Source organism: Streptomyces sp. NPDC048419 (assembly GCF_043200415.1).
Classification (GTDB): domain Bacteria; phylum Actinomycetota; class Actinomycetes; order Streptomycetales; family Streptomycetaceae; genus Streptomyces.
In genome coordinates, this window is record NZ_JBICXT010000001.1 from 337,592 (window position 1) to 357,853 (window position 20,262).

Annotated in this window: 14 protein-coding genes and 1 pseudogene; 4 read left to right on the plus strand and 11 right to left on the minus strand. The window is 72.6% G+C overall.

The window, feature by feature from the left end; translation table 11 throughout:
- Positions 1–87: 87 nt before the first annotated feature.
- Together ACGFYN_RS01470 and ACGFYN_RS01475 are read right to left on the minus strand one after the other, a co-directional pair.
- Complete coding sequence (locus ACGFYN_RS01470; RefSeq protein WP_393863663.1) at positions 88–1,656, minus strand: hypothetical protein; 1,569 nt, start codon at positions 1,654–1,656, stop codon at positions 88–90.
- 214 nt (positions 1,657–1,870) lie between these two features.
- A complete protein-coding gene (locus ACGFYN_RS01475; RefSeq protein ID WP_393863664.1) occupies positions 1,871–2,131 on the minus strand; it encodes a helix-turn-helix domain-containing protein in 261 nt (86 codons plus the stop codon).
- Between the two features lie 57 nt (positions 2,132–2,188).
- Between ACGFYN_RS01475 and map the strand changes: the two genes are divergently transcribed.
- Together map and ACGFYN_RS01485 are read left to right on the plus strand one after the other, a co-directional pair.
- On the plus strand, positions 2,189–2,962 hold the full coding sequence (gene map, locus ACGFYN_RS01480; RefSeq protein ID WP_393863665.1) for a type I methionyl aminopeptidase: 774 nt from the start codon (positions 2,189–2,191) through the stop codon (positions 2,960–2,962).
- A 390-nt stretch (positions 2,963–3,352) separates the two neighbouring features.
- Complete coding sequence (locus ACGFYN_RS01485) at positions 3,353–5,896, plus strand: ATP-dependent Clp protease ATP-binding subunit (RefSeq protein ID WP_393863666.1); 2,544 nt, start codon at positions 3,353–3,355, stop codon at positions 5,894–5,896.
- On the opposite strand, the gene ggt is transcribed toward ACGFYN_RS01485, so the two are convergent.
- The gene (ggt, locus tag ACGFYN_RS01490) at positions 5,897–7,711 is read right to left on the minus strand and encodes a gamma-glutamyltransferase (protein WP_393863667.1); all 1,815 of its coding nucleotides are present in this window, start codon (positions 7,709–7,711) and stop codon (positions 5,897–5,899) included.
- A 105-nt stretch (positions 7,712–7,816) separates the two neighbouring features.
- Between ggt and ACGFYN_RS01495 the strand changes: the two genes are divergently transcribed.
- Together ACGFYN_RS01495 and ACGFYN_RS01500 are read left to right on the plus strand one after the other, a co-directional pair.
- On the plus strand, positions 7,817–8,578 hold the full coding sequence (locus tag ACGFYN_RS01495; RefSeq protein WP_393863668.1) for a hypothetical protein: 762 nt from the start codon (positions 7,817–7,819) through the stop codon (positions 8,576–8,578).
- 116 nt (positions 8,579–8,694) lie between these two features.
- Positions 8,695–10,260, plus strand: a complete 1,566-nt coding sequence (locus ACGFYN_RS01500) for a CocE/NonD family hydrolase (RefSeq protein WP_393863669.1) — start codon at positions 8,695–8,697, stop codon at positions 10,258–10,260.
- A gap of 229 nt (positions 10,261–10,489) precedes the next feature.
- On the opposite strand, the pseudogene ACGFYN_RS01505 reads toward ACGFYN_RS01500, so the two are convergent.
- The 8 genes and pseudogenes from ACGFYN_RS01505 to ACGFYN_RS01540 all read right to left on the minus strand — a co-directional run.
- Positions 10,490–10,603: pseudogene (locus tag ACGFYN_RS01505) on the minus strand (amino acid ABC transporter ATP-binding protein); the annotation flags it as partial.
- A gap of 126 nt (positions 10,604–10,729) precedes the next feature.
- On the minus strand, positions 10,730–11,137 hold the full coding sequence (locus ACGFYN_RS01510; RefSeq protein WP_393863670.1) for a DUF6278 family protein: 408 nt from the start codon (positions 11,135–11,137) through the stop codon (positions 10,730–10,732).
- A 205-nt stretch (positions 11,138–11,342) separates the two neighbouring features.
- The gene (locus ACGFYN_RS01515) at positions 11,343–12,122 is read right to left on the minus strand and encodes an exodeoxyribonuclease III (protein ID WP_393863671.1); all 780 of its coding nucleotides are present in this window, start codon (positions 12,120–12,122) and stop codon (positions 11,343–11,345) included.
- 51 nt (positions 12,123–12,173) lie between these two features.
- Positions 12,174–12,809, minus strand: coding sequence for an MBL fold metallo-hydrolase (locus tag ACGFYN_RS01520; RefSeq protein WP_393863672.1), 636 nt, complete (start codon positions 12,807–12,809; stop codon positions 12,174–12,176).
- 25 nt (positions 12,810–12,834) lie between these two features.
- Entirely contained in the window at positions 12,835–14,136 is a 1,302-nt protein-coding gene (locus tag ACGFYN_RS01525; RefSeq protein ID WP_393863673.1) for an alpha/beta fold hydrolase, read from the minus strand.
- 145 nt (positions 14,137–14,281) lie between these two features.
- Complete coding sequence (locus tag ACGFYN_RS01530) at positions 14,282–15,025, minus strand: hypothetical protein (RefSeq protein ID WP_393863674.1); 744 nt, start codon at positions 15,023–15,025, stop codon at positions 14,282–14,284.
- Positions 15,026–15,410: 385 nt separating this feature from the next.
- Positions 15,411–17,426 (minus strand): SWIM zinc finger family protein, encoded by a 2,016-nt coding sequence (locus ACGFYN_RS01535; RefSeq protein WP_393863675.1) that lies wholly within the window; start codon positions 17,424–17,426, stop codon positions 15,411–15,413.
- Positions 17,423–20,248, minus strand: coding sequence for an SNF2-related protein (locus tag ACGFYN_RS01540; protein WP_393863676.1), 2,826 nt, complete (start codon positions 20,246–20,248; stop codon positions 17,423–17,425). The genes ACGFYN_RS01535 and ACGFYN_RS01540 overlap by 4 nt, the downstream gene beginning before the upstream one ends.
- Between the last annotated feature and the right edge of the window lie 14 nt (positions 20,249–20,262).

Below are 20,262 nucleotides of genomic sequence, written 5' to 3' on the forward strand. Positions count from 1 at the left end.
ACCATCGCCGTCAACCGGCCGAGTCGATCACGTTTCGCACTCCTGTGGGTGAGCGTCGAGGCTGTCGGCAGACGGTGGTCGGGGGTGTCAGGTGGCGAAACCGGCGACCCGGAGGGCGTGCACCAGATCCCAGTGTCGCTCCTCCGAAACGCCCTGCGCAGCCTCCAGGAGGAGCGGTACGAGCGCCACCGGGCCGGGCTCGGCGCTGCGGGCCGCCTCCTCGGGGGTGCGGACGCGGACGTAGGCGTCGAGCAGCGCGTGCACCTCGCGGTTCCGGCCCTGCGCGGCCAGCTCCAGCACGGCCTGCCCTATCTCGGCGGCGGGCCGGGCGACGCCCTGCCTCAGGATCTGCTCGCCGTCCGCCCCGCGCCCGGCCGCGACCAGCGCGTCCGCCGCAGCGACGAGCCGGCCGGCGGGCAGTGAGGCGGCCTCCCACAGCAGCGTGGCCCAGTCGGCGCCGAGCCCGGCCCGGCCGAGTTCCTCGGCGAGCAGCGGCAGGCGGGCGGGCGCCCAGTGGGCGGCCTCGGCGAGCAGTACGTGCGCCTCGCCGCTCCGGCCCTCGCCCCGCAGCCGTACGAGCCGGGCGACGGCCCCGGCGACCTCGCGCGCCCCCGCCACGTCCACCGCCTCGACCCGCGGCTCCGGCCGCTCGGCGGCAACGCCGGCGAACCGGGCCCCACGCGGCGCCCGCCCACCGCCGTCCGGGGCGGGCAGCACCGGCCCGGCGGCGGACGGCACGACGACGGCCGCGCCCTCCTCCTCGACCATCCCGGCGAAACGGGCACTGCCCCGGCGGCGTCTGCGTTGCTTGGGGGCGGCCGGTCGCGGTTCGGGGGCGGGGGCGGACTCGAGCTCGGGGTCGGGCCTCCGGGGAGTTGGCCCGGGCGGGGAGGGCTCGCGCGGGGCGGGCCGGGAGTGGATGGGCCCGGGCGGTACAGGCTCGTCCCGGACAGGCTCGGGTCGAGCAGACTCGGGCCAGGCGGACTCGGATGGAACGGGCTCGGGCGGTACGGGCTGGGGCGGGGCGGCTTCGCGTGGGGCGTGGCCGAAGGATGGGGCCGGGGCGGCTGCGCGAGGGGCGGGGCCCTCCGGCTGGGCCGGGGCGGCTGTGCTTGGCGCGTGGTCGAAGTCCGGGGTGCGGCCTGGCGCCTGTTGGTCCAACTTGTCCATTCGGGCGCGGAGTTCGGCGCAGCGGGCGGTGGCTCGCTCGTGGTCGTCGCGGGCCCAGGCGAGGTCGAGGCGGAGGGCTTCGGCCTCCTGCCGGGTGCCGGCGGAGGTGAGCAACCGGCCCAGTTCGAGCCGTCGTTCGGTGGCGTGGCGCTGTTCGCGGAGCATGGCGTCGAGGCGCTCGCCGAGCGCGTCCCGGCCGCCGGGACGGACGTCGTACGCGGCGATCGCGGCGGCGTGCAGCGGGCGGGCCCGCTCCGCCTCCCGGGCCGCGGCGTCCGGACCGTACACGACGGCGAGGTCCTGGAGCAGCGCCTCGATCACGTCCCACGGCGGCACCTCACGCCCGTCGAGACAGGCGCGCATGCCGTGCGGGTCGCGCTGCCAGAACACCGCGCACCAACCGCCGCCCTGGTCCAGGTGGGCCAGCAGGCCGTTCAGGTAGTTCACGAACTCCCGCACCCTGCCCGGGAGTTGATCCACAGCCATTGCTCAACTCCCACCTGACCGGAACACTCCGGTTCCGTAGGCAACACCAGCCGTGTTACGGCTGCGCTACGGGGAGTTTTCGGCGAGCGTGCGGAAGCCTCATTGCCCGATCTTGACCGAGGCGCGGCACAGCTTCACCGCGTCACAGCTTCACCGCGTCATCGCGTCATCGCGTCATCGCGTCATCGCGTCATCGCGTCATCGCGTCATCGCGTCATCGCGTCATCGCGGAAAGCAGGGCGCACCGTTCCACCAGCTCGTCCATCGACAGCCCGAGCGCGCGGGCGAGCGCGGCGACGGTGAAGAAGGCCGGAGTCGGCGCCCGCCCGGTCTCGATCTTGCGGAGCGTCTCCGCGGAGATCCCGGCCTCGGCTGCCACTTCCGTCATGCTCCGCCCGCCGCGGGCCTCGCGGAGCAGCCGGCCGAGCCGTTCGCCGCGTTCGCGCTCTTCGGGGGTGAGAGGGGTGCGCACCATGCCGTCATTCTAATCCCGCATTTTAATCCGGTCTAACAAGCCGGTATATTAATTGGCATGGTGGAACTGAAGACAGACACATCGATCGACGCCATGTACGAGGCGGGGCAGGTCGTCGGGCAGGCCCTGACGGCCGTACGGCAGGCCGCCGACGTGGGCGTCTCCCTGCTGGAGCTGGACGAGGTGGCGCGGGCGGTGCTGCGGGACGCGGGGGCCTCCTCCCCCTTCCTCGGCTACCGCCCCTCCTTCGCTCCGACCCCCTTCCCGGCGGTCATCTGCGCCTCCGTGAACGAGGCGATCGTGCACGGCATCCCGACCGGCTACCGCCTGCGCGACGGCGACCTCGTCTCGATCGACTGCGGCGCCGAACTGGGCGGCTGGGCGGGCGACTCGGCGATCAGCTTCGTCGTGGGCGAGCAACGCCCGGCGGACGTACGGCTGATCGAGACGGCGGAGCGCGCGCTGGCGGCCGGCATCGGGGCGGCGGTCGTCGGCAACCGCACCGGCGACATCGCGCACGCGATCGGCACGGTGTGCCGGGACGGCGGATACGGCGTTCCGCAGGGCTTCGGCGGCCACGGCGTGGGCCGCCGTATGCACGAGGACCCGGAGGTCCCGAACGAGGGGCGCCCGGGCCGCGGCTTCCCGCTGCGGCACGGCATGGTCATCGCGATCGAGCCCATGCTGATCGGCAGCGGCCGGGACGGCTATCACGAGGCGGACGACGGCTGGACCCTGCGCACGAACGACGGATCGCGCGCGGCCCATGTGGAGCACACGGTGGCGATCACGGAGAGCGGGCCGCGCGTGCTCACCGAGCGGACACCGTAAGGGCGCGTCGAGCGGACGCCGTAGCCGCACCGCCACCGGACGCCCCAGGCACCGTGCGCGGACGCCTCAGCGGCACGTCGACCGGACACCCCCAGGCACCGCGCGCGGACGCCTGGAGGCACGGAGTGCGGAGGCCTTGGACCACGGAGAGCGGACGCCCTGAGGCACCTCGCGCGGACGCCCCGGAGGTATGCCGTACGGACGCCGTGCAGGCACGTGGAGCCGACGCCGTGGCGGCACGTCGAAAGTGCCCGCGCTCCTGGACGTGCCCCCGTCCGGCGGTCGTGCGAAGGTGGTGTGACCGGGCCCTGTTGGGGCACCCGCGTGGGCCAGCACGTCGATCAGCGAGCGCGTCCCGGGCCGCGCCTCGGGACGCCGGAACGGAAGGCCATGACCAGCGGCTTCAGTGGCCCTGAGGGCTACGACCCCTTCGGCGAATTCCTCGCCCGCTTCTTCGGCGGCCCGCGGTCGGGCCCCCGGCAGATCGACATCGGGAGACTGCTCAGTCAGCCCGCCCGGGAGCTGGTCCGGGGGGCCGCGCAGTACGCGGCCGAGCACGGCAGCCGGGACCTCGACACGCAGCACCTGCTGCGCGCCGCGCTGTCCAGCGAGCCGACCCGGAGCCTGCTCAGCAGGGCCGGCGCCGATCCCGACTCGCTGGCGTCGGAGATCGACGAGCGTTCCGGCCCCGCCCAGCACACGGCGGAGGAGGCACCGCCGCCCACCTCGCTCTCCCTCACGCCGGCCGTCAAGCGGGCGCTGCTGGACGCCCACGACCTGGCGCGGGCCAGCGGCGCCGGCTACATCGGCCCCGAGCATGTGCTGAGCGCCCTGGCCGCGAACCCCGACTCGGCCGCCGGGCACATCCTCAACGCGGCCCGCTTCGCCTCCTCGGGGCTGCCGCCCGAGGCGCCGGAGGCTGCCCCGCCGCGCGGCGGCGAGCGCCCCCGCCCCACGGACACGCCCACGCTCGACAAGTACGGCCGCGATCTCACCGACCTGGCGCGGCAGGGCCGTATCGACCCGGTCATCGGACGGGACGAGGAGATCGAGCAGACCATCGAGGTGCTCTCCCGCCGCGGCAAGAACAACCCGGTGCTCATCGGGGACGCGGGCGTCGGCAAGACCGCCATCGTGGAGGGGCTCGCACAGCGCATCGCCGACGGGGACGTGCCCGACGTACTGCTCGGGCGCCGGGTGGTCGCGCTCGACCTGACGGGTGTGGTCGCCGGTACCCGCTATCGCGGCGACTTCGAGGAGCGCCTGAACAACATCGTCGGCGAGATCCGGGCCAACTCCGAGAAGTTGATCATCTTCATCGACGAGGTGCACACCGTCGTCGGCGCCGGAGGCGGCGGCGAGGGCGGCGGGGCCATGGACGCCGGCAACATCCTCAAGCCGGCGCTCGCCCGCGGCGAACTGCACATCGTCGGCGCCACCACGCTGGAGGAGTTCCGCCGGATCGAGAAGGACGCGGCACTGGCCCGCCGCTTCCAGCCGATCCTGGTGCCCGAGCCGACCGGGCCGGACACGATCGAGATCCTGCGCGGGCTGCGCGACCGCTACGAGGCCCATCACCAGGTCAGCTACACCGACGAGGCCCTGGTGGCCGCCGTTGAGCTGTCCGACCGCTATCTCACCGACCGCCGCCTGCCCGACAAGGCCATCGACCTGATCGACCAGGCCGGCGCCCGGGTACGGCTGCGGGCGCGCACCAAGGGCACCGACGTGCGCGCCCTGGAGCGCGAGATCGACCAGCTGACCTGCGACAAGGACCAGTCGGTCGCCGACGAGCAGTACGAGCGGGCGATGCAACTGCGCGACCGTATCGCGGAGTTGAAGCAGCGGATCGCCGACACCGACGGCGGGAACAAGGCCGACGAGGGGCAGCTGGAGGTGACGGCCGAGGCGATCGCCGAGGTGGTGTCCCGGCAGACGGGCATCCCGGTCAGCAGCCTCACCCAGGAGGAGAAGGAGAAGCTGCTCGGCCTGGAGGAGCACCTGCACGAGCGGGTGGTCGGCCAGGATGAGGCCGTCGGCGTGGTCTCCGAGGCGGTCCTGCGCTCGCGCGCCGGGCTCGCCAGCCCCGACCGGCCGATCGGCAGCTTCCTCTTCCTCGGGCCGACCGGCGTCGGCAAGACCGAGCTCGCCCGCGCCCTCGCCGAGGCCCTGTTCGGCAGCGAGGAGCGCATGGTCCGCCTGGACATGAGCGAGTACCAGGAACGCCACACCGTCAGCCGGCTGGTCGGCGCCCCGCCCGGCTACGTAGGCCACGAGGAGGCCGGCCAGCTCACCGAGGTGGTGCGCCGGCACCCGTACTCGCTGCTGCTGCTGGACGAGGTGGAGAAGGCGCACCCGGACGTCTTCAACATCCTGCTCCAGGTGCTCGACGACGGGCGGCTGACCGACTCCCAGGGCCGCACGGTCGACTTCACCAACACGGTGATCGTGATGACCAGCAACCTCGGCTCCGAGGCGATCACCCGGCGCGCCGCCGGCATCGGCTTCGGGTCGGGCGGCCCCGACGCCGACGAGGAGGCGCGGCGCGAGCAGATTCTGCGTCCGCTGCGCGAGCACTTCCGGCCGGAGTTCCTGAACCGCATCGACGAGATCGTCGTCTTCCGCCAGCTGACCGGTGATCAACTCCGGCAGATCACCGGCCTGTTGCTGGAGAGGACCCGTCGGCTGCTGCACGCGCAGGGCGTCACGGTCGAGTTCACGGACGCGGCCGTCGACTGGCTCGCCGAGCGGGGCTACCAGCCCGAGTACGGCGCCAGGCCGCTGCGCCGCACCATCCAGCGCGAGGTCGACAACCAGCTCTCCCGGCTGCTGCTCGACGGCCGGGTCCAGGAGGGCGGCCGGGTGACGGTGGATGTCGAGGACGGACGGCCGGCCTTCCGCACGGAGGACCTGCCGACCGCCCCCGAACTCTGATCACCGCGCGGGGCGCACCACCATCGCGGAGCCGCCGCCCCGGCGCACCTTCTCGGCGGCGGCGAGCCACTCGCCGTTCGGCAGCCGCTGCACGCCGGTCGCCGCGCCGATCTCGGGGTTGAGGCTGAAGGAGTGGCCGATGGCCTCCAGCTGGGCCCTGATGCCGGTCGGGCTGGTGTCGTTGTAGAGCGCCGGTTCGAGTTCCGTCTTGGCCGCGTTGCGCTGGCTGGCGCGCGGCGCGGCGATCGCGTCGACCAGCGGCAGCCCGCGGTCGAGGAACTCGGTCAGCGTCTGCAGCACGGTGGTGATGATGGTCGCGCCCCCGGGTGAACCGAGCGCCACCACGGGCTTGTTGTGCCCGTCGAGCACGATCGTCGGCGAGATCGACGAGCGCGGCCGCTTGCCGGGACCGGGCAGGTTCGGGTCGTGCACGGCCGGGTTGGCCGGGGTGAAGGAGAAGTCCGTCAGCTCGTTGTTGAGCAGGAATCCGCGGCCGGGCACGGTCATCGCGCTGCCGCCGGTCTGCTCGATGGTGAGCGTGTAGGAGACGACGTTCCCCCACTTGTCGGCCACCGTGAGATGGGTGGTGTTCTCGCCCTCGTACGTCGTGGGCGCCGCCGTACCGCCGCTGCCGCAGGACGCCGGATGCCGCGGGTCGCCGGGCGCCACCGGGCTGGTGAGCACCGCGTCGTCCTTGATCAGACAGGCCCGTGAGTCGGCGTACCTCTGCGAGAGCAGTTCCTTCGTCGGTACGTCCTCGAAGGCGGGGTCGCCGACCCAGCGCCCGCGGTCGGCGAACGCGATCCGGCTCGCCTCCAGGTAGTGGTGCAGGTACTGCACCTCGCTCGCCTTCGAAAGGTCCGTGTTCTCCAGGATGTTGAGCGCCTCGCCGACGGTGGTACCGCCGGAGGAGGAGGGCGCGATGGAGTAGACGCCGAGGCCGCGGTACGAGGTCCTCGTGGGTGCCTGGAGCTTGGCGCCGTAGGCTGCGAGGTCCTTGTCCGAGAGCTTGCCCGGGCGGGCGTTCCAGCCCGAGGCGGGGTCGACCGGCGGCTTGTTCACGGTGTGGACGATGTCCTTGCCGAGGTCGCCGTGGTAGATCGCGCCGACGCCCTTCTTGGCCAACTCCTCGTAGGTGCGGGCGAGTTCGGGGTTCTTGAAGGTGGAGCCGACCACGGGGAGCTGCCCGCCGGGCAGGAACAGCCTGGCCGTGTCGGGGAAGTAGCGGAAGCGGGCCTCGTTCGAGGCCGTCTGCGAGCGGAAGGTGTCGTCGACGGTGAACCCGTCCCGGGCGATCCGTTCGGCGGGCCTCAGCACCGCGCCGAGTCTCTTGCTCCCCCACTGGTCGAGCGCCGTCTGCCAGGTGTCCGGCGTACCGGGCGTACCGACGCTCAGGCCGCTGCTGACGGCGTCGGCGAAGGCGAGCGGCTTGCCGTTCTCCACGAAGAGGTTCGAGTCGGCGGTCAGCGGTGCGGTCTCGCGGCCGTCGATGGTGTGCACCGTACGGGACTTGGCGTCGTAGTAGACGAAGTAGCCGCCGCCTCCGATGCCGGAGGAGTAGGGCTCGGTGACGCCGAGCGCGGCGGCGGTGGCGACGGCCGCGTCGACCGCGTTGCCGCCCTTCTTCAGGACCTCGATGCCGGCGGCGGACGCGTCCGCGTCGACGCTCGAGACGGCGCCGCCGTAGCCGACGGCGACGGGAACTTTCGCAGGAGTGCCGCTCTTCGACGCGGCGGGTGGCGCTGCCGCGCCCACCGACACCACGGCGGCAGAGACCGCGAGGACGGAAAGTTTCCGTGCCACAGGACGACGCATGCGCACCTCCGGTGAGAGACCGTCCGCGCAGCTTAATCCACCGGCATGTTCCCGTCAGGAACGACTCGAACACGGGTTTCCCGCGGCCCGCTAGCATGCGCGCCCATGAATGACGACGTGCGCAACATCGTCCTGGGCGTGGTCGCCGCCGGCATCAGTGCCGCGCTCGGCTGGCTGGCCCGTACCTACCTGTGGAAGCGGAAGCTGCGCCGCAAGCAGGCGTTCTTCGGGTTGCCGGACAACTCCGAGTCACTGCTCGTGGTGAACCGCGGCGCCGGAGGGCCCGAACTGACGGTGATGCGGTACGACGTGTTCGCCCTCCTCGAACTCGCCGCCCTCATCAAGGACTGCAACGCCCACGCCCAGATACTCCCGCACGACGCGGCACGCCAGGGCTTCGGCGAACGCACCGAGTTCTGCGTGGGCGGCCCCGCGTCCAACCGGCGCATGGTGGCGCATCTGGCCTCCATGCTCCCCGGTGTGCGGGTGAACGTGGACGCCGAACCCGGCCCCGACCGCGGCGCGTTCCAGATCGGCACCGAGCGCCACCGCGTGGAGCCGGGCCGGGAGGAGTACGCGCTGCTCGCCCGCCTGACGGCCGGCCAGAGTCCCAACACCCGGCCCGTCTTCCTCTTCTGCGGCCAGACCGCCATCACCAACCAGGCCGCGACCCGCTATCTCGCCCGCAACCACGAGCGCCTCACCCGCAAGCACGGCAACAGCTCCTTCGTGCTGCTCCTGAAGGTCGTCAACTCGCAGGCGTACGGCCCCGACGTCGTCGAACTGGTCGCGGACGTGACGCGCGCGGCGCAGACGGAGTTGCCTGCGACCAGCACATCCGCCCGCAGTTCACACCGCGCCTCCTGAAGCCCGACATACTTCAACAATCGTTACTGGCACGTAACTTACCGACGGGTTACTTCCAGTAAGGGACGGAGGTTACCGTCTGGTCACTTTGCACTGACACGAGAGAGGAGTGACCCGTGGGACTCCACCGCAAGGCCCTGCGCACGACCGCCGTGGGCGCCGTATCCGCGACTCTGGTCGCCGGCTGCGTCCTCGGGTTCGCCCCCACCGCACAGGCCGCCGGCGCCGTCCGCTTCGTCGACATCACCGGCGACTCCGGCACCGTCCTGAAGGCGAACGTCGTCACACCCGCCGGCGACGACGGCACGCAGCGCCACCCGCTGCTCGTGCTCCCCACGAGCTGGGGCTTCCCCCAGGTCGAGTACCTCGCACAGGCGCAGAAGCTCGCGAACCTGGGCTATGTCGTGGTCAGTTACAACGTGCGCGGATTCTGGCAGTCCGGCGGCGAGATCGACGTGGCGGGGCCGTCCGACACGGCCGACGCGTCCAAGGTCATCGACTGGGCACTCGCCAACACCCCGGCGGACCCACGGCACATCGGCATGGCGGGCGTCTCCTACGGCGCCGGCATCAGCCTGCTCACGGCCGCACACGACAAACGGGTCAAGGCGGTGGCATCCCTCAGCGGCTGGGCCGATCTCATCGGATCGATCTACTCCGGCCGCACGCAGCACGTCCAGGCGGCCGGGCTGCTGGACGGCGCGAGCCTGGTCACAGGCCGCCAGAGCTCCGAAACACGCCAGGTCTTCGACGACTTCTACGCGTCCAACCTGGCCAGGGAGCAGGAACTCATCGACTGGGGGAAGAAACGTTCCCCCGGGACATACGTGGACCAGCTCAACAAGAACGGCGCGGCGGTCATGCTCGCCAACGCCTGGGGCGACACGGTCTTCCCGCCCAACCAGAACGCGGACTTCTACGAGAAACTGACCGGCCCAAAGCGCCTCGAGTTCCGCCCCGGCGACCACGCGACCGCCGAGCTGCCCGGGCTGTTCGGACTGCCCAACGACGTCTGGACGGACACCGAGCGCTGGTTCGACCACTACCTCAAGGGCGCGGACAACGGCATCGACCGCGAGCAGCCGGTGGAGCTCAAGTCTCGTTCCACGGGCGGCTACGAGGGCTACCCGGACTGGAAGTCGGTAGCCGCGACCGAGCGGAAGATCGCCCTCGGCGGCACCACCACGATCCACACCAACGTCGACTCGGGGGCGGACGGCGGGATCGTCTTCCTCTCCAGCATCCTCGACCAGGTGGCCAAGCTTCCCCCGGTCGCCTCGATCCCCCTGCTCCCCCGCCGCTGGGCCGCCGTATGGCAGTCGGAGAAGTACGGCACGGCCCAACAGATCCGCGGTACGGCCAAGTTGCACACCACGGTCACCCCGACCAAGGAGAGCGGCACCCTCGTCGCCTACCTGTACGACGTGGGGCCGCTCGGCCTCGGCAAGCTGGTCAGCAACGCGCCGTACACCTTCCACGGGCTCACGCCCGGAAAGCCGTTCGGTCTCGACCTGGATCTGTTCTCCACGGCCTACGACGTCCCGGCAGGGCACCGGCTCGCCCTGGTCGTCGACACGGTCGACCCGCTCTACATCGAGCACAACCCGTCCGGCGCTCAGCTGACCTTCTCCTCGCCAGCGGACGACCCGTCGTACGTGTCGATTCCGCTGCGCAAGCAGTGATCTCCGGCTGCCGCCGGGCGGGTGGGGCTCTTCGGCTCAGCGCTTGAGGACCTCGGACAGGAAGGGGGCGCGCTCGCTGCGCGGGCCGGTGGCGACGCGGTTCGATGCGCAGCGGGCGAAGCCCGTCGGGTGCGTGACGGCGAATCCGGTCATGCCGTCACGGGCCGGTTCGCCGGCGGACCCCACGGGGTCCGGAAGCCGGCGGGACCGCTTGTCGGCGTCCTCCTTCGATGACCACGACCACCTCCCCCTTGCCGACGGTGAGATCGATGCCCTGCAGGACATTCAGCTCCCCGTAGTACATGTTGACGTCATGGAGTTCGATCAACGGATCGACGGCCATACGCAGCCCAACTCACTTTCAGCTGTGTCGTCCTCTCGGCAAACTATCCGGACCGGGAGGGAGTGATCGCACGACACGCACTTTTCGGGCATAAGCCGTATTTACGTCGATCTTAGGTCCATCGGGTCACACCTCCGCGACCTCGCCGTACAGCTGCGAGAGTTCGGGCACCCCGCTCGCGGCCCACTCGTGCCCTGAGGCTACGACGTCGAACTCGCGGCCGGAGGCCAGCCGTACGACGGGCTGGCCGCTCGGCCAGATCTCCCAGGCAGCACCGGTCACGGTGCGCACGATGACGGTTCCCAGGTAAAGGCCCGCGTCGTTGCCGAGCCAGTGCAGCACCTCTTCGTCGTCTCTCCAGCGCGGCAGCAACTGATCCAGCGCCTCCAACGAGGCGGCGGAGTCGTCCAGTTGGACGCCGTCCTGGGACGCCTGGGAACGCAGCAGCTCGCACTCGGAGAGAAGCTCGGCGATGCCCTCCGGGTCGGGGACGCCCTGACTCTCCTGCCGGTGGCCCAGAAAAGGGATCTTCATACACCCAGCGTGTCATTCGCACCGGCGTGCGCACCACAGGCGCGCAGGCGCTCGCTTCGGGGCGATATCGCGCCGAGCCCGCTCATGGCGCGTTGACGCGTCACTGCCGTCTCTCCAGCTCCACCCTGCGTCTTTCGTCCCACCCGCCAGCGCGAGGAGTCGGCCGTGCGTCGACGTGTCCGGGGATTCGCGAGGACGCCCGTCCCTAGACGTCCAGGTCCACCACGACCGGTGCGTGGTCCGAGGCGCCCTTGCCCTTGCGCTCCTCGCGGTCCACGTAGGCGTCGGAGACCGCCTTGGCGAACGGCTCGTTGCCGTAGACCAGGTCGATGCGCATGCCGCGGTTCTTGGGGAAGCCGAGCTGGCGGTAGTCCCAGTAGGTGAAGGGGTGGTCGTACTTGAGCGGGCGCGGGACGACGTCCGTCAGGCCGGCCTCGCGCAATGACGCGAGGGCCGCGCGCTCGGCCGGGGTGACGTGGGTGAGGCCTTCGAAGGCGGCCAGATCGTAGACGTCGTCGTCCGTCGGCGCCACGTTGTAGTCGCCCATCACCGCGAACGGGCGGCTGCCGGCCGCGTCGCCGGCGACGGCCGCCTTGAGTGCCTCGAACCACTGGAGCTTGTAGGCGTAGTGCGGGTGGTCCACCTCGCGGCCGTTGGGCACGTAGACCGACCAGACGCGGACCGGGCCGCAGGTCGCGGAGATGGCGCGGGGCTCCACGGCACCCTCGTAACCAGGGTCGCCGGGCAGGCCCTTGACCACTTCCTTGAGGCCTACGCGGGAGAGCACCGCCACGCCGCTCCACCTGCCGGTCGCGTTCACCGCCGCCTCGTAGCCCGCCTCGCGCAGCTGGTCGAACGGGAACTGCTCCTCGGCCAGCTTGGCCTCCTGGAGGCAGAGCACGTCCGTGTCGCTGCTCTCCAGCCAGGCCAGGAGCCGCGGCAGGCGGGCGGTGATCGAGTTGACGTTCCAGGTCGCGATGCGCATGTCTCACAACCTACCGGGCGGGTCCGACAACGTGGTCCCGCCCGGGTCCGCTCACAGGTCGGCCGAGGCTCCAGGGGCCAGCCGCAGGTGCTCCGCACCGCCCAGCGCGCCGACCTGCCGGTCGTAGATGGGGCGGGCCAGGTCGGTGAGCAGGGCGTCGTGGATGTCGTAGGCGCGCTGCGGCTCGACCTCGCGGACGTAGTCGATGACCTCGGAGATCTTGTTCCAGGGGGCCATCACCGGGAGCATCAGTGTCTCGACGGGGTGGTCGGGGACGGTGAGGGCGTCGCCGGGGTGGAAGACGCTGCCGCCGTCGACGAGGTAGCCGACGTTCGTGATGCGCGGGATGTCCGGGTGGATGACGGCGTGCAGTTCGCCGTGGACCTGGATGTCGAAGCCCGCCGCGGTGAACGTGTCGCCGTGCCCGACGGTGTGTACACGGCCCGGGAACGCGGCCGAGAGCTGTTCCGCGACGGACCTGAGGGTCCAGATCTCGGCTGCCGGATCGGCCTGCATGGCCGCCCTCAGCCGCTGCTCGTCGAAGTGGTCCGGGTGCTCGTGGGTGATGAGGATCGCATCGGCGCCGACCGCGGCGTCCTCCTCGCTGAATCCGCCGGGGTCGAGGACGAGCGTGCGCCCGTCCTTCTCGAGCCGGACGCAGCTGTGCGACTTCTTCGTGAGCTTCATGACTCCCATCGTGCCCCTTCGCGGGTCACTCGGTGGGAGTCGTCTCCTCTCTTATGACCTGCTGGGCCACCTTGAACGCGCGGCCGGCCGCCGGCATGCCGCAGTAGACGGCCGCCTGAAGCAGAACCTCCTTGATCTCACCGGGGGTGAGGCCGTTGCGCAGGGCGGCGCGGATGTGGGAGGCGAGCTCGTCCGTGTGGCCGCCCGCGACCAGGGCGGTGAGCGTCACACAGCTGCGGGAACGCCGGTCGAGGCCGGGACGGTCCCAGATCTCGCCCCACGCGTACCGGGTGACGAGCTCCTGGAAGTCGCCGGAGAACTCGTCCGCCTGCGCCAGCGTCTGGTCGACGTGCGCGTCGCCGAGCACCTCGCGGCGCACCTTGATCCCGGTGTCGTAGGGGTCGTGCCGTCCCGGCAGCTGTCCGGGCACGATCACCGGGGGCGCGATCTCGGCGACCGGCACGGGCAGCGGAGGAGCGGCGCCCAGAACCGGCTTGACCGGCGCGGCGGGGATGGCCATCTGGCCGGTGTCCGAGTCGAAGGCGGGCTTCCAGGGGGAGGAGAAGTGCCGGACCAGCAGGTCGGAGACGGCGGCCGGCTGCTCGACCGGCACCAGGTGGGAGGCGCCGGGGACGACGGCGAGGCGGGCGTCGGGGACGCCGGCCACCAGGGTGCGGGCCTCCGCGGGGCCGGTGACCCGGTCCTCGGAACCGACCAGGACGAGGGTCGGCACTCCGACGCCGCCGAGGTGGGGGCGAACGTCGAACGAGGCCAGCGCCTCGCAGGCGGCGATGTAGCAGCCGGGGTCCGTGGTGCGCACCATCTGCACGGCCCAGTCGGTGATCGCGGGCTGCGCGGCGGCGAAGCCGTGGGTGAACCAGCGGTCGGGAGAGGTACGCGCGATGGGGTCCAGGCCGTTGGTGCGCACGATCACCCCGCGCTGGCGGAACTCGTCCGCCGTGCCGAAGCGGGGCGAGGCGGCGATCAGCGCGAGGGAGGCGATCCGCTCGGGATGGCGCAGCGCCAGTTCGAGGCCGACCGCGCCGCCGAGCGCGCAGCCCGCGTAACCGAAGCGCTGGACGCCGACCGCGTCCAGCGTCGCCAGCAGCCGGGAGGTGAGGTCGTCGACCGAGCCCACGGGGTAGGCGGGCGCGCCGCCGTGGCCGGGAAGGTCGAAGCGGAAGACGCGCCAGTGCTTCGTCAGCTCCGGCACCTGGCGGTCCCACATGTGCCAGGTCGTACCGAGCGAGGGACCGAGGATGAGGACCGGGGCGTCTTCCGGGCCGTCGAAGCGGTACTGGAGGGCAGGGGTCTTCGTCTCGTTCACCGCTCCACGCTAACCGCCCATTCCGGCCCTCCGGATACGGGGCCCCACGTCCTTACACCTGACTCCCGCGGATCATCGGCGAACCCTCACACCACCTTCACCGGTGGTCCAGGGTTCGCCGCGGCAGGGGCCGGCCGGCTCCGGATCAGGCGCGCAGGGTGACGCCGAACCGGGTCTTCATCCGGTGCAGCTCCCACAGCGAGACGCCGGTCACCGACAGCGGCCCGCCGAGCATGGCGCAGAACTTGACGACCGGCGGGCCCTCCGGCAGACCGTCGCCGATCACGTTGAAGATCGCGAACAGCCACACCAGCGCCATGGTGATCACGGGCGGCAGCATCGGGTGGACCTGGGCGGTGTTGAAGGCGCTGCGGGCCGAGTACAGCGAAGCCAGGATGAAGAAGGGGATGCCCCACACGATCACCACCGTCGCCGCGATGAGGAGCACATACTCCATCACGGTCGGCTGTTCGTCGGTTCCGATCCGAGATGCCGGGACCGTGATCACGCCGATGACGACGATCGTCAGCACGTACCAGCCGACCGCCTTGAGCGGGGCGCGCAGCCGGGAGCGCATGTGCGGCCGCAGGTGCGCGGGCGCGTAGTAGATGAATCCGAGGATGACCAAGGGCCCGGCGACCAGCAGCAGGACAGGGGCGACGAGCATCTGGGCGGCGCTGCCGTACGCCGCGTCCGACCAGCGGTCCGGGTTCACGTTGTAGACGAAGACCAGGGCCACCGTGGCGGCGGCACCGAGCACCGTGCGGGTCACCTGGACGCGGTCCACGGTCCGGTCCACGATCCGGCCGTCGCCCTCCTGCACGAAGAGCTTGGTGGCGACGCGGTGCGCGGAGCGCAGGATGGCGGCGACGAGCCAGAACGGCGACACGTAGCGCAGGCAACCGCCGCTGCGCCGAGCGGGAACGCGCGGCGTGGGCTGCGGACCGTAGGGGTACGGATTCGGGTTCGGGTACGGCGGCTGGTTCGGGTACGGCCCCGGATGCGGTGGAGGCGGACCGTAGGGGCCGCCCTGCGGTGGTCCGTACGGTCCGCCGCCCCAGCCCTGACCTCCCGGTCCGTTGCCGCCAGGCTGACCCGGGCCGTTTCCCGGCCCCCATCCCCCCGTAGCCATGCCTCTCCCCGTTCGCTTTCGGCCAGTTGCTGCCTGTGCCCTGTGGTGCCACCGCGGAGTGTAGTGGCACATCGGGTGACAGCGGCCACGCTCGTTGCCGGTCACGCCGCCTGGTCGGTCGTGCCACATACGTGCATACCCGTCAGCCCTCGGGCGAAGCGCCCAGGCCGGTCAGGGCGCCGACCGGATCGAGGTCGGGGGTGCCGCGGGGCCACCAGTCGTCGTGGCCAGGTTCCGACTCGTACGCGTACCACAACCCGTCCCGGCCCAGGCGGAGTTGGACATGGCCGCGGGGATGGGTGAGGTGGTTGCGCCAGGGGCGGAAGGCGGGGAGGTCGGCGGCGAGGAGGAGCGTGCGGGCGCGGTCGAAGCGTCCGGCCGGCGGGTCCCAGGGCTCCTCGAGGACGGCGAGACCTTCGATGCCGCCCTGCCGCCAGGCCGCGACCGCGCGGGCCAGTTCGGCGGGGGTGCGGTCGGCGGCTGAGGCCAGCGAGGCGTAGAGCGAGCGGGAGCCGGCGGTGAGGCCGGACCCGGGGCGGGCGGCGGCGAGCCGGACCGCGTCCTGCCACAGCGTCAGCTCCGCCACCGGATCACGGCCGGTGCTGAGCAGGGCGTGGGCGCGGGTGGCGGCGTCGGTCGCCAGCTGGTCCAGCGCGAAGGGGTCGGGGCCGCCGGGCGCCGCCGGATAGACCGGAGGCTGCTCGGGGTGCGCAGGCACGGGCAACGGCGTCGGGAGCGGCGGGAGTTGGCGTGGGGCGAGGACGTCCGTGGCGCGTACGCCCGGGAGCGGGGCCGGTGCCTGTTCGCGGGCGGCGCGGGCCGCGCGGGTGGCGTTCAGACGGGACAGGGCGTCGAGCAGCTCGCGCTCGCCTCGGCCCCGCAGCAGGAGCAGTACGAAGGGGTCGGCGTCGAGCAGACGGGCCGTCTGATAGCAGAGCGCGGCGGCGTGTTTGCAGGGGTGGCCGCGGTCGGGGCAGCTGCAGTGGGGGTCGAGGTCGCGGGGTCCCGGCAGCAACGGCACTGCGCAGTCGGCGAGCGACTGGGGAAGCTCCTTGTCGAGGAGCGCCGCGATGTGCCCCGGCCGCTCGGCGGCGGCGTCCAGGAACCGCGCCCAGTCGGCGTCGTCCAGTGTGCGCAGCCGCACCTGCACGCGGTACGGGCGCGGGCGGCTGCCCCGCACATAGGCCAGCACGAGTCCGGGTGTCACGGTGATGGCGTCGACGTTGCCCTGCTCGGCGTAACTCCGGCCCCGCGCCAGCCGCTTGGCGTCCAGGGCACCCTCCTCCAGCGCCGTGACCCAGGCGTTGCCCCACCAGGTCCCGGCGAAGCGGGTGTCGGACGGGGAGGCCGAGGCACGGGACGGGAACGCCGGGAACGTACGGCGCAGTTCGCCGTCGCGGCCGGGAGCGGCCATGGACGGCGTGCGCGAGGGGGCGAGGTCGGGCAGGTGTGCCTCGCCGGCGGCGGCAGGAGCGCGGCCGAGTCGGGCTCTCTCCCGGACTTCGTCTTCCGTGCCGGAACGGGACTGCGCGTCGCTCCCCTCCCGCGGCCGTACATCGTCGTCGTACGCCTCTTCCGGTCCGGCCGCCGCGTCGGGCATGCGAAAGGCGTCGGCGAGCAACTCCCGCATGTCCCGGGCCTGGAGGCCGGGCGTACGACGGCGGGGGACGCCACGGGAGGTGTCGGCGGCCGGACGCCGCGGCCGGCGCCCGGTCTCCTCCCGCGCCCGCAGCGACTCCGCTCGCGCGGCTCGCAGCGCCTCGCGCGCGACGTCTCCGGGGCGCGCCGGGGCAGGGTCGGCCGGCCTCGGCCGGTGCTCCTCCCCCGGCTCCTGAGGTTCGACGTCCGGCGTCTCGCCGGGCGGCGCCGAAGCGGTCGACCGGCGAAGCGCCGCGCGCGCGCCATCCCCTGGCCGCGGCTCGGCGCGCTCGGGCATCTCGGGCACGCCGGGTGCAATGCGCGCGTCGGGTACATCGTGTGCGTCGGGCAGATCGGGTGCTTCGCGTGCATCGGGTGCTTCGCGTGCCTCGGATTCATCGCGTGCGTCGGGCGTCTCGGGCGCGCCCGAGGTGGCGGCCGGCTCCTGCTCTGCTGCCCCCTCCCGCTCCCGCGCCTGCCTCAGCGCCCGGCGGGCCTCGTCGGCCGGGCCCGGGGTCATGCCGGTCTCCGCAGCGACACCAGGTCGGAGAGCTCGCGGTCGGTCAGTTCCGTCAGGGCCGACTCGCCGGAGCCGAGGATGGCGTCGGCCAGGGCGCGCTTGGCCTGAAGCATCTCGGCGATACGGTCCTCGACCGTGCCCTCGGTGATGAGGCGGTGGACCTGGACCGGCTGGGTCTGGCCGATGCGGTAGGCGCGGTCGGTGGCCTGTTCCTCGACGGCCGGGTTCCACCAGCGGTCGAAGTGGACGACGTGTCCCGCGCGGGTGAGGTTCAAGCCCGTGCCTGCCGCCTTCAGGGACAGCACCAGGACCGGTGTCGCGCCGCTCTGGAAGCGGTCCACCATGCGCTCGCGCTCCGGTACCGGCGTGCCGCCGTGCAGCAGGTCCACCGGGACGGCGCGGGAGGCCAGATGGGCGGTGATCAGCCGGGCCATGCCGACGTACTGCGTGAAGACGAGCGCCGAGCCGTCCTCCGCGAGCAGGGTGTCCAGCAGCTCGTCGAGCAGCGCCAGTTTGCCGGAGCGGGCGAGCAGGCGGCCGTCGGCCACGGCCTCCTCCTTCAGATACAGCGCCGGATGGTCGCAGATCTGCTTCAGCGCGCCGAGCAGCTTCAGCACCAGGCCCCGGCGCGCGATGCCCTGCGAGGTCTCGATGGTGTGCATCGACTCCCGCACCACCGCCTCGTACAGGGCCGCCTGTTCGCGGGTGAGCGGCACCGGGTGGTCCGTCTCGGTCTTGGGCGGCAGTTCGGGCACGATGCCGGGGTCGGACTTCTTGCGGCGCAGCAGGAAGGGGCGGACCAGACGGGCCAGCCGGCGCACGGCCTCCTCGTCCTCGCCGTTCTCCACCGCGCGCGCGTGCCGGGCGCGGAAGGACTTCAGCGGGCCCAGGAGGCCGGGGGTCGTCCAGTCGAGCAGGGCCCACAGCTCGGAGAGGTTGTTCTCCACCGGGGTGCCGGTGAGCGCCACGCGCGCCGGGGACGGGATCGTGCGCAGGGCCTTCGCCGTCGCCGAGTACGGGTTCTTCACGTGCTGCGCCTCGTCCGCGACCACCATGCCCCAGTGCTGCTCGGCCAGCCGCGGTGCCGTGGTCCGCATCGTGCCGTACGTCGTCAGGACGAAGCCGCCGGTCAGGTCCTCCAGCGAGCGGTCCGGGCCGTGGAAGCGGCGCACGGGGACGCCGGGCGCGAAGCGGCCGATCTCCCGCTGCCAGTTGCCGAGCAGGGAGGCGGGGCAGACCACCAGGGTCGGCTCGCGGCGGGCCCGCTCGAGGTGCAGCGCGATGACGGTGATGGTCTTGCCGAGACCCATGTCGTCGGCGAGGCAGCCGCCGAGACCCAGGGAGGTCATCAGGTCCAGCCAGGCCAGGCCCCGGAGTTGGTAGTCGCGCAGGGTCGCCCGCAGACCGGCCGGCGGCTCGGCGGGGCCGATGCCGGCCGTGAGCCGGTCGCGCAGGCCGGCCAGGGCGCCGACCGGAACCGCCTCGACCGTCTCGCCGTCGACCTCCGCGGTGCCGCTGAGCGCGACCGAGAGCGCGTCCACCGGGTCGAGCAGGCCCAGCTCCCGCTTGCGGGCCTTACGGACGAGGGCTGGGTCGACCAGCACCCAGCGGTCCCGCAGCCGCACGACCGGGCGGTGGGCCTCCGCGAGGGAGTCCATCTCGGCCTCGCTGAGCGGGTCGCCGCCGATCGCCAACTGCCAGCGGAACTGGAGGAGTTCCTCGCTGTCGAAGAAGGCGGTGCCGTCCGTCGCGGAGCCCGGTGCGGGCCGTACCACCGCGGTCGCGCTCAGGTCCTGGGCCAGGTCGCGGGGCCAGTGCACGGCGACCCCGGCGGCCGCGAGCCGGGTCGCCGCGACGCCGAGCAGGTCGCCCAGCTCCTCGTCGTACAGCGGCAGGACGTCGGGCACGTCCTGCTCGGAGAGCCGGTCGAGCGGCGGCCAGATCCGCGCCGCGCGACGCACGGCGAGGGCTGCGTCGACGCGCGCGCGGGGGCCGAACGCCGCGTCCGCCTCGCCCGCCCACAGGGCCGCCGCGTCGGCGACCAGGGTGGGGTCGGCCAGGCTGTGCACCTGGACGATCGCGGCGCCCGCGGTGCGCACTCCCTCGTCCCGGTCGAACAACTCGTAGGCCGACAGGTCGAGTCGGAGCGAGATGCGCACGCCCGCGTCCATGCCGGCGGCGACCTCGGCGGCCCAGTCCTCGGCGTCGGGCAGATGCTGCGGACGGCGGTCCGCGAAGGGCCGGCCGGACGCGTGCGGTGCGGCGGGGGTGCGCGGGAGGGTGTCCGCGACCGCGTCCAGGAAGGCGCGCATCAGCGCCTCGGGCTCGGGCAGCCGGAGCGGGCCCGGTCCGGGCAGCGGGACCGCATGGCCCTCGTACGGAAGGGCCGCGGCGACGGCACGGACATGCGCGATGTCGTCCGGGTCGAGGGGACCCGCCCGCCAGGCGTCGTGGCCGGTGGCCGTCAGGCCGGGCAGCAGGCGTCCCCGTGCGGTGAGCCGCAGCGCGTGCAGGGCCGCCGCGCCCCAGCAGGCGGTGGCGGGGTGGGCGGCGGGGTCGCGCCGGGCCCGGACGAGCAGGGGCAGGGCCTCGCCGACCGGGAGGGACAGTGCGGGGGCGGTCCTGCGCCGCACGCCCGAGCCGTGCGGTCGTACGACGGTGAGTTCGGTGTCCTCGGCGGGCAGCGGGCCGTCCTCGGGGTCCCAGAAGGCGAACCGGCCGTCCCTCGGCAGGGGCGCGGGCAGGAAGACGGCCGCGAGCCGGACGGGGACGGACACCTCCGCGCCCTGCTCGCGCTCGGCCACCGCAGCCGTGTCGCCCATACGACCTGTCACCT

Bases quoted from the DNA above. Each gene is read 5' to 3' on its own strand.
- ACGFYN_RS01535 (WP_393863675.1), bottom strand. From the start codon at position 17,426: ATGACCCCGGGCCCGGCCGACGAGGCCCGCCGGGCGCTGAGGCAGGCG.
- ggt (WP_393863667.1), bottom strand. From the start codon at position 7,711: ATGCGTCGTCCTGTGGCACGGAAACTTTCCGTCCTCGCGGTCTCTGCC.
- ACGFYN_RS01470 (WP_393863663.1), bottom strand. From the start codon at position 1,656: ATGGCTGTGGATCAACTCCCGGGCAGGGTGCGGGAGTTCGTGAACTAC.
- map (WP_393863665.1), top strand. From the start codon at position 2,189: ATGGTGGAACTGAAGACAGACACATCGATCGACGCCATGTACGAGGCG.
- ACGFYN_RS01520 (WP_393863672.1), bottom strand. From the start codon at position 12,809: ATGAAGCTCACGAAGAAGTCGCACAGCTGCGTCCGGCTCGAGAAGGAC.
- ACGFYN_RS01515 (WP_393863671.1), bottom strand. From the start codon at position 12,122: ATGCGCATCGCGACCTGGAACGTCAACTCGATCACCGCCCGCCTGCCG.
- ACGFYN_RS01475 (WP_393863664.1), bottom strand. From the start codon at position 2,131: ATGGTGCGCACCCCTCTCACCCCCGAAGAGCGCGAACGCGGCGAACGG.
- ACGFYN_RS01540 (WP_393863676.1), bottom strand. From the start codon at position 20,248: ATGGGCGACACGGCTGCGGTGGCCGAGCGCGAGCAGGGCGCGGAGGTG.
- ACGFYN_RS01510 (WP_393863670.1), bottom strand. From the start codon at position 11,137: ATGAAGATCCCTTTTCTGGGCCACCGGCAGGAGAGTCAGGGCGTCCCC.
- ACGFYN_RS01495 (WP_393863668.1), top strand. From the start codon at position 7,817: ATGAATGACGACGTGCGCAACATCGTCCTGGGCGTGGTCGCCGCCGGC.
- ACGFYN_RS01485 (WP_393863666.1), top strand. From the start codon at position 3,353: ATGACCAGCGGCTTCAGTGGCCCTGAGGGCTACGACCCCTTCGGCGAA.